Genomic DNA, 19,429 nt, shown 5'->3' on the forward strand with positions numbered 1-19,429 from the left:
CATGACCCGCGCCTCTCTGGACAAACAGCCCGCCGACGTGGCGGCGATGTTCGACGACACCGCCGAGCGCTACGACCTCCTCAACACCCTCATGACCGGGGGGCGGGACCGCCGGTGGCGGCGCGAGGTCGTCCGGGCCCTGGACGCGCGGCCGGGCGAGCGCGTGCTCGACCTCGCGGCGGGGACGGGGACGTCCTCGGTGCCGTTCGCCAACGCGGGCGCGGACACCGTCGCGTGCGACTTCTCGCTCGGGATGCTGCGCGTCGGCGTCCGGCGCAAGGCCGGCGTCGCGCACCTGCGGTTCGTCGCGGGGGACGCGCTGCGGCTGCCGTTCGCCGACGGCGCGTTCGACGCCGTCACGATCTCGTTCGGGCTGCGCAACGTCGCCGACACCGGGCGGGCGCTGCGCGAGCTGCGCCGGGTGACGCGGCCGGGCGGACGGCTGCTCGTCTGTGAGGTCAGTCACCCGCCGAACGCCTTGCTCGCGCTGGGCCACAGGGCGCACCTTCGGTACGGGCTGCCGTTGCTGGCCAGGGTCAGTTCCAATCCCGACTCCTACCGTTACCTGGCCGAATCGACGCTCGCGTGGCCGGATCAGGCGGCGCTCGCCGCGCTGCTCGCCGACGCGGGCTGGACGAAGGTCCGCTGGCGCGACCTGACGTTCGGCGTCGCGGCCCTCCACCACGCGCTGAACCCGTCCTGACCTGGTTCGGGACGCACGTTCACCGGACTTTCGGACTGAACCGAACCCACCGTCACCCAGAGGTACCCACCGGTGCTCTGGAAGGAATAGACTCCCCAACGGATTCTTGTGAAGTACTTCACAAGCGAACGAGCTAAGAGGAACGCTGTGACCGACTCCACCCGGCAGGCCGACGTGATCGTCGTCGGGGCAGGACCCGCCGGATCGTCCACCGCCTACTGGCTGGCGCAGGCCGGCCTGGACGTCCTCCTGCTGGAGAAGGCGACGTTCCCGCGCGACAAGATCTGCGGCGACGGGCTCACCCCGCGCGCCGTCCGCGCCCTGATCTCGATGGGTGTCGACATCAACGGCGACGGCTGGAGCCGCAACAAGGGCCTGCGCATCTACGGCGGCGGCACCCGCGTCGAGCTGGCCTGGCCCGAACTCGCGAGCTTCCCCGACTTCGGGCTCGTCCGCACCCGCGAGGACCTGGACCAGCTGCTCGCCGAGCACGCCGTCCACGCCGGCGCCAAGCTCTACCAGGGCTGCAACGTCACGGGACCGATCCTGGACGACCGCACCGACCGCGTCGTCGGCGTCACCGCCAAGTACGACGGCGAGGAGATCGAGTTCCACGCCCCGCTCGTCGTCGCCGCCGACGGCAACTCCACCCGGCTGTCGCTGGCGATGGGGCTGCGGCGCCGCGAGGACCGTCCGATGGGCGTCGCGATCCGCCGCTACTACGCGAGCCCGCGCCACACCGACGAGTACATGGAGGCGTGGCTCGAACTCTGGGACGGCCAGCGCCTGCTGCCCGGCTACGGGTGGGTCTTCCCCGTCGCGGACGGCACCTGCAACGTCGGCCTCGGCCTGCTGAACACGAGCAAGGCGTTCCAGAACGTCGACTACCGCGCCATGCTCAAGGGCTGGACCGCGCAGATGCCGCCGGAGTGGCAGTTCGACGAGGAGCACGCCACGTGCCCGGCGCGCGGCGCCGCGCTGCCGATGGGCTTCAACCGGCAGCCGCACTACACGCGCGGGATGCTGCTCGTCGGCGACGCGGGCGGCATGATCAACCCGTTCAACGGCGAGGGCATCGACTACGCGCTGGAGTCCGGGCGGCTCGCCGCCGACATCATGGTGCAGGCGCTCGCCCGCCGCACCCGCGCCCAGCGCGAGCGCACCCTGTACGAGTACCCGCGCATCCTCAAGGAGGAGCACGGCGGGTACTTCACGCTCGCCCGCGTCTTCGTCCAGGCGATCGGCGACCCGCGGGTGATGAAGTTCCTGACGACGCACGGCCTGCCGCACCCGACGCTGATGCGGTTCACGCTCAAGCTGCTGGCCAACCTCACCGACCCGCGCGGCGGCGACGCCGCCGACCGGGTCATCAACGCGATGCGGAAGCTGGCGCCGGCGGCATGAGCGAGACGGCGACGCACGGGACGGCCGGACGGCCTCGCATGACCTGACCCCCGGAGGGGAGTGCTATTGATCACCTTGGCTAGGGTGGCGACCCGTGCCCGTGACCGGCGTCACGGGCGCACGGCGGGTCTCGCCGTCCCGGCGCGTCCGCGCGCGCGAGCGCGCGGCCCCGTGCGCGCCACGTACAACGTCGTACGACCCGAGGGGAGGCGGTAGGGCGTGGACCTCTACGTTCCGATCATCGTGCTGGGAGTGCTGGCGTTCCTCTTCGCCGCCGGCTCGGTGCTGATGGCGTCCATGACCGGGCCCAAGCGGTGGAACCGCGCCCGGCTGGAGGCCTACGAGTGCGGGATCGAGCCGACTCCGCAGCCGGTCGGCGGCGGACGTTTCCCGATCAAGTACTACCTGACGGCGATGCTGTTCATCGTCTTCGACATCGAGATCATCTTCCTTTATCCCTGGGCGGTCGCCTTCGACCACCTGGGGATTTTCGGTCTGGTCGAGATGGTGCTGTTCATCGCAACCGTCCTGGTGGCGTACGCCTACATCTGGCGTCGCGGCGGTCTGGAGTGGGACTGAGATGGGTCTCGAAGAGAAGCTGCCCAGCGGCTTCCTGCTGACGACGGTCGAGCAGGTCGCCGGATGGGCGCGCAAGAGTTCGGTGTGGCCGGCGACGTTCGGCCTCGCGTGCTGCGCGATCGAGATGATGGCGGCGGGCGACCCCCGGCACGACTTCTCGCGGTGGGGCATGGAACGCGCCTCCGCGACGCCCCGGCAGGCCGACTTGATGATCGTCGCGGGCCGGGTCAGCCAGAAGATGGCGCCGGTGCTCCGCCAGATCTACGACCAGATGACCGAGCCGAAATGGGTCATCGCGATGGGCGTGTGCGCGTCGTCGGGCGGCATGTTCAACAACTACGCCGTCGTGCAGGGCGTGGACCACATCGTCCCGGTCGACATCTACCTGCCCGGCTGCCCGCCGCGGCCGGAGATGCTGCTGGACGCGATCCTCAAGCTGCACGACAAGATCCAGAACACCAAGCTCGGGCCGCAGCGCGCGCGCCAGGTCCGCGAGCTGGAGGAGGCCAAGCGGCGGCAGCTCCCGCTGCTCGGCCAGCCGGGAGGGGCGCGATGACGTCGGAGAACCCGGAGCAGAAGGCCGAGCAGGCCGCCGACCGGCTGCCCGCGCAGAGCCCCGAGGAGCGCCGCGAGCAGCCCGTCGTGCGGACGGGCATGTTCGGCGCGAGGACGACCGGGGACACCTCAGGCTACGGACGGCTCGTCGTCCGGCAGCGGCCGAAGGCGCACGCCGAGCGTCCCTACGGCGGCCCGGACGGCGCGGCCGAGCCCGGCCCGTTCGACGCCGTCGCCGACGCGCTGGCGGCGGCGCTGCCCGACTTCGGCGCGGCCGTCGAGCGCGTCGTGGTGGACCGGGGCGAGCTGACGTTCCACCTCCGGCGCGAGCACCTGAAGGCGGTGGCGCGCGAGATGCGCGACCGTCCGGACCTGCGGTTCGAGCTGTGCAGCGGCGTGTCGGGCGTGCACTTCCCCGAGGACGAGGGCGCCGAGCTGCACGCCGTCTACCACCTGCTGTCGATCACCCACAACCGCCGGGTGCGGCTGGAGGTGACGTGCCCCGACGCGGACCCCCACGTCCCGTCGCTGGTGGACGTCTACCCCACGAACAACTGGCACGAGCGCGAGACCTACGACTTCTTCGGGATCGTGTTCGACGGCCACCCGGCGCTCACCCGCATCGAGATGCCGGACGACTGGGTGGGCCACCCGCAGCGCAAGGACTATCCGCTCGGCGGGATCCCCGTCGAGTACCGCGGCGCGGAGATCCCCCCGCCGGATGAGCGGAGGTCTTACGTATGAGTTCCACGAAGTACACCGAATACGACGCGTACGCCGCCGACGAGGCGGCCGAGGGGCGCGTGTTCGACGTCAACGGCCAGGACTGGGACCGGGTCGTCGCGGGCGCGGAGGACGGCTCCGACGAGCGCCTCGTCGTCAACATGGGCCCGCAGCACCCGTCCACGCACGGGGTGCTGCGGCTGGTGCTGACGCTGGACGGCGAGACCGTCAACGACTGCCGGGTGGGCATCGGGTACCTGCACACCGGCATCGAGAAGAACATGGAGTTCCGCACCTGGACGCAGGGCGTGACGTTCTGCACCCGCATGGACTACCTCGCCCCGCTGTTCAACGAGACGGCGTACTGCCTGGGCGTGGAGAAGCTGCTCGGGGTCACCGACCAGGTGCCGGAGCGGGCGCAGATCATCCGCGTGATGATGATGGAGCTCAACCGCATCTCCTCCCACCTGGTCGCGATCGCCACGTTCGGCCTGGAACTGGGCGCGACGACGGTCATGCTCAACGGGTTCATCGAGCGCGAGTACACCCTCGACCTGTTCGAGGAGATCTCGGGGCTGCGCATGAACATGGCGTACGTGCGCCCGGGCGGCGTTGCCCAGGACCTGCCGAGCGGCGCGCTCGGGAAGGTCCGCGAGTACCTGGACCGGATGCCGAAGCGCATCAAGGCGCTCCGCAAGCTGATGGACGAGAACCCCGTCTTCCTGGCCCGGACCAGGGACGTCGCGTACCTCGACCTTACCGGGTGCATGGCGCTCGGGATCACCGGCCCCGTCCTGCGCGCGACCGGCCTCCCGTGGGACCTGCGCAAGTCGCAGCCGTACTGCGGGTACGAGACCTACGACTTCGACGTCCCGACGCAGGAGTCGGCCGACGTGTACGGCCGCTACCTGGTGCGGATGGCCGAGATGGAGGAGTCGCTGAAGATCGTCGAGCAGTGCGTGGAGCGGCTGCGGACGGTCCAGGGCCCGGTGATGATCGAGGACAAGAAGATCGGCTGGCCCGCCAAGCTCGCGATCGGCGTCGACGGCATGGGCAACTCGCCCCGGCACATCGCGCACATCATGGGCACGTCGATGGAAGCGCTGATCCACCACTTCAAGCTGGTGACCGAGGGCTTCCGGGTGCCGGCCGGGCAGGCGTACGCGGCGATCGAGTCGCCGCGCGGCGAACTCGGCGTCCATGTGGTGAGCGACGGCGGGACGCGGCCGTACCGGGTCCACTTCCGCGACCCGTCGTTCACGAACCTTCAGGCGACGCCCGCGATGGCCGAGGGCGGCATGATCGCCGACGTCATCGCCGCGGTCGCCTCGATCGACCCGGTGATGGGGGGAGTGGACCGATGACCGAGCACCTGGGGCCGCCGGTCGGCGAGGAGCCGGGCCAGCACCACGGCGAGCCGATGCAGCTCGAACCGCCCTACGGCGGGACGGCGCCGTACGACCTGGAGACCCGCGAGGCGCTGGAGCGGGACGCCAAGGAGATCATCGCCCGCTACCCGAAGGCGCGGTCGGCGCTGCTGCCGATGCTGCACCTCGTCCAGTCGGTGGACGGGCACATCACCCAGCGCGGCATCGACCTGTGCGCGGACCTGCTCGGCATCACGGCCGCGCAGGTGACGGGCGTGGCGACGTTCTACACGCAGTACAAGCGCAAGCCGGTCGGGGAGTACCACGTCGGCGTCTGCATCAACACGCTGTGCGCGGTGATGGGCGGCGACCAGATCTGGGCGGAGCTGAGCGAGCACGTCGGCGTCGGCCATGACGAGGCGACGCCGGACGGCACCGTCTCGCTGGAGCGCATCGAGTGCAACGCCGCCTGCGACTTCGCGCCGGTCATGACGGTGAACTGGGAGTTCTTCGACGACATGACGCCGGAGAAGGCCAAGGCGCTGGTGGACGACCTGCGCGCGGGCCGGGAGGTCGCGCCGTCGCGCGGGCCTGGCCGGGTCTGCACGTGGAAGGAGGCGTCGCGGGTGCTCGCGGGCTTCCCCGACGGCCGGGCGCACGAGGGCGTCCAGGCCGGGCCGCAGTCGCTGCGGGGGCTGGAGGTCGCGCGCGACAACGGCTGGGCGGCGCCGCCCGTCCCGGCCGGTCCGGTGGACGCCGAGCCGCCGACGCCCGGCGAGGTCACCGACCCGCCGCCGAACGAGCCCGGCAAGCCCATCGGCGGCTCGGTGAAGCCGGGGAGCCAGGAGGGACGCAACCAGTGACCACGCTGACTCCCATCCTCACGAAGAACTGGAACCAGCCGGACTCGTTCACCCGCGCCGGGTACGAGCGGGAGGGCGGTTACCAGGCGCTGCGCAGGGCGCTGACGCTGGAGCCGGACGCGATCGTCCAGGCCGTCAAGGACTCGGGCCTGCGCGGACGCGGCGGCGCCGGGTTCCCGACCGGCATGAAGTGGGGCTTCCTGCCGCCGAGCAGCCCGAACCCGCGCTACCTCGTGGTGAACGCCGACGAGTCCGAGCCGGGGACGTGCAAGGACATCCCGCTGATGCTGGCGAACCCGCACGTCCTGGTCGAGGGCGTGATCATCAGCGCCTACGCGATCAAGTCGAACCACGCGTTCATCTACGTGCGCGGCGAGGTCCTGCACGTGATCCGCCGGTTGCAGCGCGCGGTCGCCGAAGCCTACGAGGCCGGTTACATCGGCACGAACATCCTCGGGTCGGGCTACGACCTGGAGCTGGTCGTCCACACCGGCGCCGGGGCGTACATCTGCGGCGAGGAGACGGCGCTGCTCGACTCGCTGGAGGGATTCCGCGGACAACCCAGGCTCAAGCCCCCCTTCCCGGCGGTGGCGGGCCTGTACGGCGGGCCCACCGTCATCAACAACGTCGAGTCGATCGCGTCGGTTCCCTCGATCGTCGCCAACGGCGCGGACTGGTTCGCGTCGATGGGGACGGAGAAGTCGCAGGGCTTCGGGATCTTCTCGCTGTCGGGGCACGTCACGCGGCCCGGCCAGTACGAGGCGCCGCTCGGGATCACGCTGCGGGAGCTGCTGGCGATGGCGGGCGGCGTCCGGGACGGGCACCGGCTGAAGTTCTGGACGCCCGGCGGGTCGTCCACGCCGCTGTTCACCGACGAGCACCTGGACGTCCCGCTGGACTTCGAGTCCGTCGGCGCGGCCGGGTCGATGCTCGGCACCCGCGCGCTCCAGATCTTCGACGAGACCGTCTGCGTCGTCCGCGCGGTGCTGCGGTGGTCGGAGTTCTACGCGCACGAGTCGTGCGGGAAGTGCACGCCGTGCCGCGAGGGCACCTACTGGTACAAGCAGATGCTCAAGCGGCTGGAGGCCGGGCAGGGGTCCGAGGACGACCTCGACACCCTGCTCGACCTGTCCGACAACATCCTCGGCCGGTCGTTCTGCGCCCTCGGCGACGGCGCGACGAGCCCGGTGGTCTCGTCCATCAAGCTGTTCCGGGACGAGTACATCGCGCACTTCGAGCAGGGCGGCTGCCCGTTCGACCCGGCCAAGTCCACGCTCTGGGCAGGTAACCGATGACTGTCACCAACTCTGATCGCGCGGTCGAGGCCGTGGAGATGGTGTCCTGCACCATCGACGGGTTCGAGATCGAGGTGCCGAAGGGCACGCTGATCATCCGGGCGGCCGAGCTGCTCGGCATCCAGATCCCCCGGTTCTGCGACCACCCGCTGCTCGACCCGGTCGGCGCGTGCCGCCAGTGCCTGGTCGAGATCCCGGACGCGGGCAACGGGCGCGGCATGCCGAAGCCGCAGGCGTCCTGCACGACGGCCGTCATGCCGGGCATGGTGGTGAAGACGCAGCTCACCTCGGCCGTCGCCGACAAGGCGCAGCACGGCGTGATGGAGCTGCTGCTGATCAACCACCCGCTGGACTGCCCGATCTGCGACAAGGGCGGCGAGTGCCCGCTGCAGAACCAGGCGATGTCCAACGGGCGCGGCGAGTCCCGGTTCGTCGAGGCCAAGCGGACGTTCCCCAAGCCGATCCCGCTGTCGCCGCAGGTCCTGCTGGACCGCGAGCGCTGCATCCAGTGCGCGCGCTGCACGCGGTTCTCCGACCAGATCGCCGGGGACGCGTTCATCGACCTGTTCGAGCGCGGCGCCAAGGAGCAGGTCGGCGCGGCCGAGGACAAGCCGTTCCAGTCCTACTTCTCCGGCAACACGGTCCAGATCTGCCCGGTCGGCGCGCTGACCGGCGCGGCGTACCGGTTCCGGTCGCGGCCGTTCGACCTGGTCTCGACGCCGAGCGCGTGCGAGCACTGCGCGTCCGGCTGCGCGCTGCGCACCGACCACCGGCGCGGGAAGGTCACGCGGCGGCTGGCGGGCGACGACCCGCGCGTGAACGAGGAGTGGAACTGCGACAAGGGCCGGTGGGCGTTCACCTACCAGACCCGTCCGGAGCGGCTGACGCATCCGCTCGTCCGCAACGAGCGCGGTGAGCTGGAGGTCGCGTCCTGGCCGGAGGCGCTGGAGATCGCGGCGCGCGGGCTCGCGGCGGGGCGCGGCCGGGCCGGGGTCCTGACGGGCGGACGCGTCACGCTCGAAGACGCCTACGCGTACTCCAAGTTCGCCCGGATCGCGCTCGGCACCAACGACGTGGACTTCCGGGCGCGTCCGCACTCGGCGGAGGAGACGGCGTTCCTCGCCTCGTCGGTGGCGGGCCGTCCGATCGAGGTCTCCTACGACGACCTGGAGAAGGCGCCGGTCGTGCTGCTCGCCGGGTTCGAGCCGGAGGAGGAGTCCCCGATCGTCTTCCTGCGGCTGCGCAAGGCGTTCCGCAAGCACGGCCTGAAGGTGTTCGCGGTGGCGCCGTTCGCGACGCGCGGGCTGGCGAAGGTCGGCGGGACGCTCGTTCCGGCCGTCCCGGGCGGGGAGGCCGAGGTGCTCGGCGGGCTCGCCGACCGGGCCGAGATCCGCGACCTGCTGGCCGAGCCCGGCGCGGTGATCCTCGCCGGGGAGCGGCTGGCGGCGAGCCCCGGCGCGCTGTCCACGGTGGCGCGGCTCGCCGCGATCACCGGCGCGCGGACGGCCTGGGTGCCGCGCCGCGCGGGCGAGCGCGGGGCGCTGGAGGCGGGCGCGCTGCCCGGCCTGCTGCCGATCGGCCGGCCGGTCGCCGATCCCGCCGCCCGCGCCGAGGTCGCGCGGGTGTGGGGCGTGGCGGCCCTGCCGGACGCGCCGGGCCGCGACGCGAACGCGATCGTCGCCGAGGCGGCGGCGGGCGGGCTCGGCGCGCTGCTGGTCGGCGGGGTGGACCCCTACGACCTGCCGGACCCGGACGCCGTCCTCGCCGCGCTGGACGCGACGCCGTTCGTCGTCAGCCTGGAGCAGCGGCCGAGCGCCGTCACCGACCGCGCCGACGTCGTGCTGCCGGTCGCGGCGGTCGCGGAGAAGGCGGGCACGTTCGTGGACTGGGAGGGCCGGGGACGGTCCTTCGACACGGTCCTGCGCCAGTCCGGACGGCTGTCGGACCTGCGGGTGCTGGACGCGCTCGCCGGGGAGATGGACGTCCACCTGGGCCTGCCCGGACCCGAGGCCGCCCGCCGCGAGCTGGCCGAACTCGGCGCCTACCGGGGCGACCGGCCCGAGCCGCCGAACGTCGGGGCGCGGATCGTCCCGCAGCCCGCGGCCGGCGAGGCGGTCGTCGCGACGTGGCGGCTGCTGCTGGACCGGGGCCGCCTCCAGGACGGCGAGCCGTACCTCGCGGGCACCGCCAAGCCCGCCGTCGCCCGCCTCTCGGCCGCCACCGCCGCCGAGATCGGCGCGGGTTCCGGCACGGGCGCCGCCGTCACCGTCACCGGCCCGCGCGGCGCGGTGACGCTCCCGCTGGAGATCACCCCGGACCTGCCCGACCGGGTGGTGTGGCTCCCGACGAACTCGGCGGACTGCGTCCTGCACAGGGACGTGGGGGCGACCGCCGCAAGCGTGGTCACGATCTCCTCGGGAGGCTCGGCATGAGCGTGTTGGCGGAGGCGGCGCTGGACAGGGCGCCGGACCCGACGCTGCCCGGCTTCGGGCACGACCCGTGGTGGCTGATCGGCGGCAAGGTCCTCGCGATCTTCGTGTTCCTGGTGCTGACGGTCCTGCTGTCGATGTGGGTCGAGCGCCGCGTCATCGGCCGGATGCAGCTGCGCGTCGGCCCCAACAGGGCCGGGCCGTTCGGCCTGCTCCAGGGGCTCGCGGACGGCGTCAAGCTGGCGCTGAAGGAGGACATCGTCCCGCGCGGCGTGGACAAGGTGGTGTTCGTCCTCGCGCCGATCATGTCGGCCGTCCCGGCGTTCGTGTCGTTCATCATCATCCCGTTCGGGCCGACGGTGTCGGTGTTCGGGCACCACATGGCGCTGCAGGGCACGGACCTGCCGGTCGCGGTGCTGCTCGTCCTCGCGATGTCCTCGATGGGCGTCTACGGGATCGTGCTCGCCGGCTGGTCGTCGATGTCGCCCTACTCGCTGCTCGGCGGGCTCCGCTCGTCCGCACAGGTGATCTCCTACGAGATCGCGATGGGGCTGTCGTTCGTCGCGGTGTTCCTGTTCGCCGGGACGATGTCGACCAGCGGGATCGTCGCCGCGCAGCACGACCGCTGGTTCGCGGTGCTGCTGCTGCCGTCGTTCGTCATCTACGTCATCACGATGATGGGCGAGTCCAACCGCATCCCGTTCGACCTCCCCGAGGGCGAGGGCGAACTGGTCGGCGGGTTCCACACCGAGTACTCGTCGCTGAAGTTCGCGATGTTCTTCCTCGCCGAGTACATCAACCTCGCCACCCTGTCCGCGCTCGCCACCACGCTGTTCCTCGGCGGCTGGCGCGCGCCCGCCCCGATCTCCACCGTGTGGGCCGGGGCGAACACCGGGTGGTGGCCGGTGCTGTGGTTCCTCGTCAAGCTGTGGCTGTTCATCTTCTTCTTCATCTGGCTGCGCGGCTCGCTGCCCCGCGTCCGCTACGACCAGCTCATGAAGCTCGGCTGGAAGGTCCTCATGCCGATCTCCATCGGCTGGATCCTCATCGTCGCGACGGTGAAGGCGCTGCAGAACGAGGGCCGCGACATCCGGACGATCCTGCTGTACGCGGTGGGCGTCGCGGTCGTGGTCCTCGTGCTCTCGCTGCTGTGGGACGCGCTGCGCGGCCGGTCCGACGGGAGCGACGAGGACACCGCGGAGAGTCCGCAGGCGCCGCCGGACGCGGGCGGGTTCCCCGTCCCGCCGCTCGACGCGCCGCACTACCACGGCCGCCCCGGACCGTCCGGCCGGGGGACCGCAACCGCTCGTGAGGAGGTCGGCAGTGGGCTTCACTGACTTCCTGAACCCCGTGAAGGGGTTCGGGGTCTCGTTCCACCAGATGTTCACCAAAAGCGAGACCGTCCAGTACCCCGAGGTGAAGAAGCCGACCGCGCCGCGCTTCCACGGCCGCCACCAGCTCAACCGCTGGCCGGACGGCCTGGAGAAGTGCGTCGGCTGTGAACTGTGCGCGTGGGCGTGCCCCGCGGACGCGATCTTCGTGGAGGGGGCCGACAACACCGAGGACGAGCGCTACTCCCCGGGCGAGCGGTACGGCCGCGTCTACCAGATCAACTACCTGCGCTGCATCCTGTGCGGGCTGTGCATCGAGGCGTGCCCGACGCGGGCGCTGACGATGACCAACGAGTACGAACTGGCCGACGACAGCCGCGAGAGCCTGATCTACACCAAGGACATGCTCCTCGCGCCGCTGCGCGAGGGCATGGAGACGCCGCCGCACGCCATGCGGCTCGGCTCCACCGAGGAGGACTACTACCGGCTCGGCCTCCAGCCCGACGAGGGCGGTGAGGCCCGGTGAGCGCCCAGATTCTCGCGGGCCACGTCGCGGACGCGCAGTCGGGGGAGCCGTTCTTCTTCTGGCTGCTCGCGATCGTGTCCACGCTGGCCGCGCTCGGGATGATCTTCATGCGGCGGGCCGTGCACTCGGCGCTGCTGCTGGCCGTCGTGATGCTCTGCCTCGCCGCGCTGTACGCGATCGAAGGGGCGCCGTTCCTGGCGTTCGTGCAGGTCATCGTGTACACCGGCGCGGTGCTGATGCTGTTCCTGTTCGTGCTGATGCTCGTCGGCGTCACGTCCACCGACTCGCTGGTGGAGACGATCCGGGGACAGCGGTTGTGGGCGGCGATCGCGGCGATCGGGTTCGTCGTCCTGCTGGCCGCCGGGCTCGGCAACGCGGCCGTCGGGGACGCGGCGGGCCTGGCCCGCGCCAACGCCGACGGCAACGTCCTCGGCCTGGCCCGGCTGCTGTTCACCCGCTATGTGTTCGCCTTCGAGGCGACGAGCGCGCTGCTCATCACCGCCGCGCTCGGCGCGATGGTCCTCGCGCACCGCGAGCGGACGACCCCGAAGCCGACGCAGCGCGAACTGTCGCAGCGCCGGTTCCTGTCCGGCCGCGACCCCGGGCCGCTGCCGATCTCGGGCACCTACGCCCGGCACAACGCGGTCGACATGCCCGCGCTGCTGCCGGACGGCACCCCGTCGGAGCTGTCGGTCAGCCCCGTCCTCACCGCCCGCGCCGACACGGCCGAGCGCCACCCCGACCTCGACGGCCTCTCCGAGCGGGAGGCCGTCGCGACGGACGTGGAGGCCGTCCGGCAGTCCACCGCCGAGGCCCACGGCGCCGGCGAGGGCTCGCGCCAGGTCTACCGCGGCACCGACACGGAAGGAACCGCATGAGTCCGGGTCACTACCTTGCGCTGTCGGCGGTGCTGTTCACGATCGGCGGGCTCGGCGTGCTCGTCCGCCGCAACGCGATCGTGCTGTTCATGTGCGTCGAGCTGATGCTCAACGCCACGAACCTCGCGTTCGTCACCTTCGCTCGGATGCACGGCAACCTCGACGGCCAGATCATCGCGTTCTTCGTGATGGTCGTGGCGGCGGCCGAGGTCGTGGTGGGCCTGGCGATCCTCATGACCATCTTCCGGACGCGCAGGTCCTCGTCGGTCGACGACGCGAACCTGCTGAAGTACTGAGAGGCCAGGGATGAAAGCGGAAGGCGTCCAGGCCGCTGCCTGGCTCCTCATCGCCCTGCCCCTCGCCGGGTCGGCGCTGCTGCTGCTCGGCGGGCGCCGGACCGACAAGTGGGGGCACTGGCTCGGCACGTTCGCGACGGTCGCGTCGTTCGGGGTGGGCGTCGCGGCGCTCGTCCAGATGCTCGGCTACGACGCGGAGGAACGGCACCGCACGCTGCACCTGTGGGAGCTGTTCCGCGCGGGCGGGATCAAGGTGGACGCGGACCTGCTGGTGGACCCGCTGTCCATCAGCTTCGTCCTGCTGATCACCGGCGTCGGGTCGCTGATCCACGTCTACTCCATCGGCTACATGGAGCACGACCCGGACCGGCGGCGGTTCTTCGCCTACCTCAACCTGTTCGTCGCGGCGATGCTGCTGCTCGTCCTCGGCGACAACTACGTGATCATGTTCATGGGCTGGGAGGGCGTGGGTCTCGCGTCCTACCTGCTCATCGGGTTCTGGCAGCACAAGCCGACCGCCGCGACGGCCGCGAAGAAGGCGTTCGTGGTGAACCGCGTCGGCGACTTCGGGCTCCTCATCGCGATCTTCCTGATGTTCGGGACGTTCGGGACGGTCGGGTTCGACCAGATCCTCGGCACCGGCGGCGAGCACCACGGCCTGGCCGCGCAGCTCTCCACCGGCACCGCGACGGCGATGGGGCTGCTGCTGCTCGTCGGCGCGTGCGGCAAGTCCGCGCAGCTCCCGCTCCAGTCCTGGCTGCTGGACGCGATGGAGGGCCCGACGCCGGTCTCGGCGCTCATCCACGCCGCGACGATGGTGACGGCGGGCGTGTACCTGATCGTCCGGTCCGGGCCGATCTTCGAGATGTCGGAGACGGCGCGGCTGGTCGTGACGATCGTCGGCGCGGCCACGCTGATCGCCGGTGCGATCATCGGTACCGGCAAGGACGACATCAAGAAGGCCCTCGCCGGGTCCACGATGTCGCAGATCGGCTACATGACCCTGGCGGCCGGGCTCGGGAGACCGGGCTACGTGTTCGCCATCGCGCACCTCATCGCGCACGGCTTCTTCAAGGCGGGCCTGTTCCTCGGCGCCGGATCGGTCATGCACGGCATGAACGACGACGTGAACATGCGCCACTACGGCGGCCTGTTCAAGAAGATGTCGATCACCGGCGCGACGTTCGGGCTCGGCTACTTCGCGATCATCGGCGTGCCGGGCCTGTCCGGCTGGTTCACCAAGGACGGCATCATCGAGGCCGCGTACGACAAGGGCGGGACGTCCGGGGCGATCCTCGGCACGTGCGCGCTCGTCGGCGCGGGCATCACCGCGTACTACATGTCGCGCGTGATGTTCATGACGTTCTTCGGCGAGAAGCGCTGGGCGGACGGCGTCCACCCGCACGAGTCCCCGAAGATCATGACGATCCCGCTGGTGATCCTGGCCTTCGGGTCGGTGTTCGCGGGCGGCTGGCTCGTCCTCGGCGGCTTCGGCGACTTCCTCGCCCCGGTCGTCGGCGAGTCCGAGCACGACTTCAAGGCGCTCTCGCTCGCGGGCGTCGGGACGTTCGTCCTCATGCTCGCGGGCGTCGCGCTCGCCTGGTGGCAGTACGGCGCCCGCAAGGTGCCGCGCGAGGCGCCCAAGGGCTCGTTCCTCACCGTCGCGGCCCGCCGCGACCTGTACGGCGACGCGATCAACGAGTCGCTGCTGATGCGGCCCGGCCAGTGGCTGACCCGGCTCGCGGTCTGGTTCGACGGCCGGGGCGTGGACGGGCTCGTCAACGGCATCGCGGCCGGGATCGGCGGCACGTCCGGCCGCGTCCGGCGCCTCCAGACCGGGTTCGCCCGCTCCTACGCCCTTTCCATGTATCTCGGCGCGGCCGTCATTCTGGCGGCGCTCCTGGTGGTGAACGTCACGTGAACGACTTTCCCTGGCTGAGCGTGCTCATCGCGCTGCCGCTCGTCGGCGCGGTCGCGGTGGCCCTGCTGCCCCGCGATCGGCCGACGCTCGCCAAGCAGGCCGCGTTCGGGATCTCGGCGGTCGTGGGGGTCCTCGCGATCGTCATGGCGACCGGGTTCGACAGCGACGGCGCGCGGTTCCAGTTCACCGAGAAGTACTGGTGGATCAAGCAGTTCGGCGTCCACTGGGCGCTCGGGGCGGACGGCATCGCGCTCACCCTGATCCTGCTGTCGGTGGCGCTCGTCCCGCTCGTCATCCTCGCGTCCTGGAGCGACGCCGAGCGGTCCGGCGGGGTGGACGGCACGGCGCCCAAGGGCTCGGTGAAGACGTACTTCGCGCTGATCCTGGCGCTGGAGGCGGCGATGATCGGCGTCTTCGCGGCGACCGACGTCTTCCTCTTCTACGTCTTCTTCGAGGCGATGCTCATCCCGGTGTACTTCATCATCGGGTTCTACGGCGGGCCGCAGCGGTCGTACGCGGCCGTGAAGTTCCTGCTGTACTCGCTGCTCGGCGGGCTGCTGATGCTCGTCGCGGTGATCTGGCTGTTCCCGCTGTCGGCCAAGCCGGTCAGCGAGGGCGGCCTCGGGCACGGGACGTTCCTGTTCACCGAGCTGAACACGATGCACGTCGACCCGACGACCGCCAAGTGGCTGTTCCTCGGCTTCTTCGTCGCGTTCGCGATCAAGGCGCCGATGGTGCCCGTCCACACCTGGCTGCCGGACGCGGCGCAGCAGTCCCCGGCCGGGGCGCTGGTGCTCATCGTCGGCGTCCTGGACAAGGTCGGCACCTACGGGATGCTGCGGTTCTGCCTGGAGCTGTTCCCCGGCGCCGCCAAGTGGGCGACGCCGGTGGTGCTCGCGCTCGCGGTCGTCAGCGTGATCTACGGCGCGGTCCTCGCGATCGGGCAGGTGGACCTCAAGCGGCTCGTCGCCTACACGTCGGTGTCGCACTTCGGGTTCATCGTGCTCGGCGTGTTCGCGATGACGACGGCGGGCCAGTCCGGCGCCGCGCTCTACATGATCAACCACGGGTTCGCGACCGGGGCGCTGTTCCTGCTGGTCGGGTTCATGATCGTCCGGCGGCGGTCGGCGCGGATCTCCGACTTCGGCGGCGTCCAGAAGAAGGCGCCGGTGCTCGCCGGGCTGTTCCTGGTCGCGGGCCTCGCCGGGCTGTCGATGCCGGGCCTGTCGCCGTTCGTGTCGGAGTTCATGGTGCTGGCCGGGACGTTCACCCGGCACCGCGTCCCGGCGATCATCGCGACGTTCGGGGTCGTCCTCGCCGCGATCTACATCCTGTGGATGTACCAGCGGACGATGGGCGGGCCGGTCCGTGAGGGCAACGAGGGGATCCTCGACCTCACGGCGCGCGAGAAGTGGGCCGTCGGGCCGATCATCGCGGTGATCATCGCGATGGGCGTCTACCCGCAGCCGGTGCTCAACATCATCAACCCGTCCGTCCACCACACGCTGGCCCGGCTGGACCGGCCGGATCCGGCCGCGAAGATCCACGTCGCCGAAAAGGTCGCCGAGAACGGAGCCCGGCCATGAGTTCCACCCGTCAGGTGGGCGCGGTCCTCGCGCGGGGGGCCTCGGACATCCCGTCCCCCCACATCGAGTACGGCCAGATCGCGCCGCTGCTCGTCGTGCTCGGCGTCGCGACGCTCGGCGTGCTCGTCGAGGCGTTCGTCGCGCGCAAGCACCGGTACCTCGTGCAGGTGCCGCTGGCGTTCGCGGGGCTGATCGCCGCGTTCGTCTGGACGATCTGGCTCGGCTTCCACGACAAGCCCTTCCACGTCGCCGCCGAGGGCGCGCTCGGCGTGGACCAGCCGACGCTGTTCCTCCAGGGGACGATCCTCGTCCTCGCCGTCCTCGCGCTGCTGCTCATCGCCGAGCGGCGGGCGTCCAGCTTCACCGCGCAGGCGTCCGCGCTGCCCGGCAGCGAGGCCGAGCAGGAGACCGCCGCCGCCGGGATCACCCAGACCGAGGTGTTCCCGCTGCTGATGTTCGCGGTCGGCGGGATGGTCATGTTCCCGGCCGCGTCCGACCTGCTGACGATGTTCGTCGCGCTGGAGGTCATGTCGCTGCCGCTCTACCTGCTGTGCGGGCTCGCGCGGCGGCGCCGGCTGCTGTCGCAGGAGGCGGCGGTCAAGTACTTCCTGCTCGGCGCGTTCTCCTCGGCGTTCTTCCTCTACGGCACCGCGCTGCTCTACGGGTACGCCGGATCGGTGCGGCTGTCGGCGATCGGCGCCGCGCTCGGCCGGAACGTCGGCAGCGAGACCCTGCTGCTCGGCGGCGTCGCGCTGCTGTCGGTCGGGCTGCTGTTCAAGCTCGGCGCCGTCCCGTTCCACATGTGGAAGCCGGACGTCTACCAGGGCGCCCCGACGCCGATCACCGCGCTGATGGCGTCCTGCGTCGTCGTCGCGGCGACGGGCGGGATCCTGCGCGTCTACTACGTCGCGCTGGAGAACCTGCGCTGGGACTGGCGGCCCGCGCTGTGGGGCGTGGCGATCCTCACCATGATCGGCGGCGCGGTCGTCGCGATCACCCAGACCGACATCAAGCGGATGCTGGCGTACTCGTCCATCGCGCACGCGGGGTTCCTGCTGACGGGCGTCGTCGCGACGTCCCCGGACGGCCTGTCCGGCACGCTGTTCTACCTCGCGGCGTACGGCTTCGCGTCGATCGGCGCGTTCGCCGTGATCACGATGGTCCGGGACGCGGGCGGCGAGGCCGGGCACCTGTCCCGCTGGGCGGGCCTCGGCCGGCGGTCCCCGCTGCTGGCGGGCGTGTTCGCGTTCTTCCTGCTCGCCTTCGCCGGAATCCCGCTGACCAGCGGGTTCACCGGGAAGTTCGCCGTGTTCAAGGCGGCCGTGGAGGGCGGGGCGACGCCGCTGGTGGTCGTCGGCGTGCTGTCCTCGGCGGTCGCAGCGTTCTTCTACGTCCGCGTGATCGTCGTCATGTTCTTCAGCGAGCCCGAGGCGGACGGCCCCACGGTGGTGGCCGCCCCGGCGACCGCGACTGCGGTCGCCCTCGGCCTGGCGGCTACTGTTGTCCTGGGTGTGCTCCCGCAGCCGGTTCTGGATATGGCGGGACATGCCGCGACACAGATGTTCGTCCGGTGATGCAGCGCTGAGGAGGGTTCTGGGTGAGTAGCGCGTCTGCTGGGGATCCGTCCACCCTGGGGGCCGGGCCGTTCGGCCTGCCGATCGACGCGGCGCTCGCCGCCGCGACGCGGGAGCGGCTCACCGCCGTCGAGGACCTGCTCCGCGACGCGGTCCACAGCGAGGACCCGCTGCTCACCCAGGCCTCCCGCCACCTCGTCGAGGCCGGCGGCAAGCGGTTCCGGGCGATGCTCGTGCTGCTGGCCGCCGAGTTCGGCGACCCGTCCGCGCCCGGCGTGGTGCCCGCCGCCGTCGTGGTCGAGCTGACGCACCTCGCGACGCTCTACCACGACGACGTGATGGACGAGGCGACCGTCCGGCGCGGCGAGGAGTCGGCCAACATCCGCTGGACGAACACGGTCGCGATCCTCACCGGCGACTACCTGTTCGCCCGGGCGTCCGACCTGCTCGCCGACCTCGGGCCGGACGCCGTCCGGATCCAGGCGCGGGCGTTCGCCCGGCTCGTCCAGGGCCAGATCCAGGAGACGGTCGGCCCCGCCGAGACCGATCCCCTGAAGCACTACCTTCAAGTCATCGCGGACAAGACGGGCTCGCTGATCGCCGTCTCCGGCCATCTGGGGTCCCTGCTCGCGGGCGCGTCCCCGGCCGTCGTGGACACGCTCACGTCGGCGTGCGAGAAGATCGGCGTCGCGTTCCAGCTCTCCGACGACATCCTCGACGTCGCCTCCGACGGCGAGGAGTCCGGCAAGACGCCCGGGACGGACCTGCGCGAGGGGATCCGGACGCTGCCCGTCCACCACGTCCTCGCGGGCGTCGGCGCGGGCCCCGACGACGAGCGCCTGCGCTACCTCCTCACGCAGGACCTGACGGACGACAAGCTCCACGCCGAGGCCCTGGCCCTCCTGCGCGCCCACCCCGCCCTGGAGGCGGCCCGCTCGGACCTGCGCCGCTGGTCCGACGACGCCCGCGCCGACCTGCTCTCCCTCCCCGACATCCCCGCCCGCGACGCCCTCCTCGCCCTCTGCGACTACGTGATCGTCCGCAAGAACTGACCTCCCGCTCCACCCGGCGTCCCCGTTCCCACCGGGGGCGCTTTTTCTTTTGTGTACATATTTGTCGTATTTGCTGAACGGTGGGCGAAATCCTGCGCCGGTAAGGGGCGTCGACGCGAAGGCCGTGCGAAAACAAGCGGCCCGACGGTCACGATGGCGTGCGCCGCGCGGCAGAAGATGGTCGCCGTCCGGATCAGGCCGAATCGTTGTCCGGGTCGCGGCGCCCGTGTGATAGTTGCCCCACTGTTTTCGTCCTCACCATTTCTGATCTTGACTGTCGGTCGTGGCCCGTGACCGGTCGCCGTCTTATGCCGCCAGAATGCCGAATTGTGGCGGGGAATCGCGGA

General features: G+C 71.1%; 17 protein-coding genes. All 17 read left to right on the forward strand.

All coding sequences use genetic code 11. From position 1 onward, the window contains the following. The first annotated feature begins 1 nt into the window (after position 1). On the forward strand, positions 2-703 hold the full coding sequence (locus tag GQ466_RS00470; protein ID WP_161100804.1) for a demethylmenaquinone methyltransferase: 702 nt from the start codon (positions 2-4) through the stop codon (positions 701-703). Positions 704-850: 147 nt separating this feature from the next. Beyond that, positions 851-2,107, forward strand: coding sequence for a geranylgeranyl reductase family protein (locus GQ466_RS00475; RefSeq protein WP_161100805.1), 1,257 nt, complete (start codon positions 851-853; stop codon positions 2,105-2,107). A 219-nt stretch (positions 2,108-2,326) separates the two neighbouring features. Then, positions 2,327-2,686 carry an NADH-quinone oxidoreductase subunit A gene (locus GQ466_RS00480; RefSeq protein WP_161100806.1) on the forward strand — a complete coding sequence of 120 codons (360 nt, stop codon included), beginning with the start codon at positions 2,327-2,329 and terminating at the stop codon, positions 2,684-2,686. Position 2,687: 1 nt separating this feature from the next. Beyond that, a complete protein-coding gene (locus GQ466_RS00485; RefSeq protein ID WP_103564499.1) occupies positions 2,688-3,242 on the forward strand; it encodes a NuoB/complex I 20 kDa subunit family protein in 555 nt (184 codons plus the stop codon). Continuing rightward, positions 3,239-3,985 (forward strand): NADH-quinone oxidoreductase subunit C, encoded by a 747-nt coding sequence (locus GQ466_RS00490; RefSeq protein WP_161100807.1) that lies wholly within the window; start codon positions 3,239-3,241, stop codon positions 3,983-3,985. The genes GQ466_RS00485 and GQ466_RS00490 overlap by 4 nt, the downstream gene beginning before the upstream one ends. Then, positions 3,982-5,328, forward strand: coding sequence for an NADH-quinone oxidoreductase subunit D (locus GQ466_RS00495; protein WP_161100808.1), 1,347 nt, complete (start codon positions 3,982-3,984; stop codon positions 5,326-5,328). Before GQ466_RS00490 ends, GQ466_RS00495 begins: the two co-directional genes overlap by 4 nt. A gap of 56 nt (positions 5,329-5,384) precedes the next feature. Next, positions 5,385-6,194, forward strand: coding sequence for an NADH-quinone oxidoreductase subunit NuoE (gene nuoE, locus GQ466_RS00500; protein WP_161102305.1), 810 nt, complete (start codon positions 5,385-5,387; stop codon positions 6,192-6,194). Further along, a complete protein-coding gene (gene nuoF, locus GQ466_RS00505; RefSeq protein WP_161100809.1) occupies positions 6,191-7,489 on the forward strand; it encodes an NADH-quinone oxidoreductase subunit NuoF in 1,299 nt (432 codons plus the stop codon). The genes nuoE and nuoF overlap by 4 nt, the downstream gene beginning before the upstream one ends. Beyond that, positions 7,486-9,921 (forward strand): NADH-quinone oxidoreductase subunit G, encoded by a 2,436-nt coding sequence (locus GQ466_RS00510; protein WP_161100810.1) that lies wholly within the window; start codon positions 7,486-7,488, stop codon positions 9,919-9,921. The genes nuoF and GQ466_RS00510 overlap by 4 nt, the downstream gene beginning before the upstream one ends. Then, positions 9,918-11,255, forward strand: coding sequence for an NADH-quinone oxidoreductase subunit NuoH (gene nuoH, locus GQ466_RS00515; RefSeq protein ID WP_161100811.1), 1,338 nt, complete (start codon positions 9,918-9,920; stop codon positions 11,253-11,255). Before GQ466_RS00510 ends, nuoH begins: the two co-directional genes overlap by 4 nt. After that, positions 11,242-11,775, forward strand: coding sequence for an NADH-quinone oxidoreductase subunit NuoI (gene nuoI, locus GQ466_RS00520; RefSeq protein WP_161100812.1), 534 nt, complete (start codon positions 11,242-11,244; stop codon positions 11,773-11,775). Before nuoH ends, nuoI begins: the two co-directional genes overlap by 14 nt. Then, complete coding sequence (locus GQ466_RS00525; RefSeq protein WP_337193258.1) at positions 11,772-12,653, forward strand: NADH-quinone oxidoreductase subunit J; 882 nt, start codon at positions 11,772-11,774, stop codon at positions 12,651-12,653. The genes nuoI and GQ466_RS00525 overlap by 4 nt, the downstream gene beginning before the upstream one ends. Then, positions 12,650-12,949: an NADH-quinone oxidoreductase subunit NuoK gene (gene nuoK / locus GQ466_RS00530; RefSeq protein ID WP_103564491.1), complete on the forward strand. Its 300-nt coding sequence runs from the start codon at positions 12,650-12,652 to the stop codon at positions 12,947-12,949. The genes GQ466_RS00525 and nuoK overlap by 4 nt, the downstream gene beginning before the upstream one ends. A 10-nt stretch (positions 12,950-12,959) precedes the next feature. Beyond that, positions 12,960-14,870: an NADH-quinone oxidoreductase subunit L gene (gene nuoL / locus GQ466_RS00535; protein WP_161100813.1), complete on the forward strand. Its 1,911-nt coding sequence runs from the start codon at positions 12,960-12,962 to the stop codon at positions 14,868-14,870. Further along, complete coding sequence (locus GQ466_RS00540; RefSeq protein WP_161100814.1) at positions 14,867-16,456, forward strand: NADH-quinone oxidoreductase subunit M; 1,590 nt, start codon at positions 14,867-14,869, stop codon at positions 16,454-16,456. Before nuoL ends, GQ466_RS00540 begins: the two co-directional genes overlap by 4 nt. After that, positions 16,453-18,030, forward strand: coding sequence for an NADH-quinone oxidoreductase subunit NuoN (gene nuoN / locus GQ466_RS00545; protein WP_161100815.1), 1,578 nt, complete (start codon positions 16,453-16,455; stop codon positions 18,028-18,030). Before GQ466_RS00540 ends, nuoN begins: the two co-directional genes overlap by 4 nt. A gap of 23 nt (positions 18,031-18,053) precedes the next feature. Further along, a complete protein-coding gene (locus tag GQ466_RS00550) occupies positions 18,054-19,082 on the forward strand; it encodes a polyprenyl synthetase family protein (protein WP_378186582.1) in 1,029 nt (342 codons plus the stop codon). Positions 19,083-19,429 lie beyond the last annotated feature (347 nt).

Source organism: Actinomadura rayongensis, assembly GCF_009831215.1.
Lineage (GTDB): Bacteria > Actinomycetota > Actinomycetes > Streptosporangiales > Streptosporangiaceae > Spirillospora > Spirillospora rayongensis.

What these genes read in the sequence shown, in the direction of transcription:
- nuoK (WP_103564491.1), top strand. Translation starts at nt 12,650, where the DNA reads ATGAGTCCGGGTCACTACCTTGCGCTGTCGGCGGTGCTGTTCACGATC.
- nuoL (WP_161100813.1), top strand. Translation starts at nt 12,960, where the DNA reads ATGAAAGCGGAAGGCGTCCAGGCCGCTGCCTGGCTCCTCATCGCCCTG.
- GQ466_RS00510 (WP_161100810.1), top strand. Translation starts at nt 7,486, where the DNA reads ATGACTGTCACCAACTCTGATCGCGCGGTCGAGGCCGTGGAGATGGTG.
- GQ466_RS00470 (WP_161100804.1), top strand. Translation starts at nt 2, where the DNA reads ATGACCCGCGCCTCTCTGGACAAACAGCCCGCCGACGTGGCGGCGATG.
- GQ466_RS00495 (WP_161100808.1), top strand. Translation starts at nt 3,982, where the DNA reads ATGAGTTCCACGAAGTACACCGAATACGACGCGTACGCCGCCGACGAG.
- nuoH (WP_161100811.1), top strand. Translation starts at nt 9,918, where the DNA reads ATGAGCGTGTTGGCGGAGGCGGCGCTGGACAGGGCGCCGGACCCGACG.
- nuoN (WP_161100815.1), top strand. Translation starts at nt 16,453, where the DNA reads ATGAGTTCCACCCGTCAGGTGGGCGCGGTCCTCGCGCGGGGGGCCTCG.
- nuoE (WP_161102305.1), top strand. Translation starts at nt 5,385, where the DNA reads ATGCAGCTCGAACCGCCCTACGGCGGGACGGCGCCGTACGACCTGGAG.
- GQ466_RS00490 (WP_161100807.1), top strand. Translation starts at nt 3,239, where the DNA reads ATGACGTCGGAGAACCCGGAGCAGAAGGCCGAGCAGGCCGCCGACCGG.
- GQ466_RS00485 (WP_103564499.1), top strand. Translation starts at nt 2,688, where the DNA reads ATGGGTCTCGAAGAGAAGCTGCCCAGCGGCTTCCTGCTGACGACGGTC.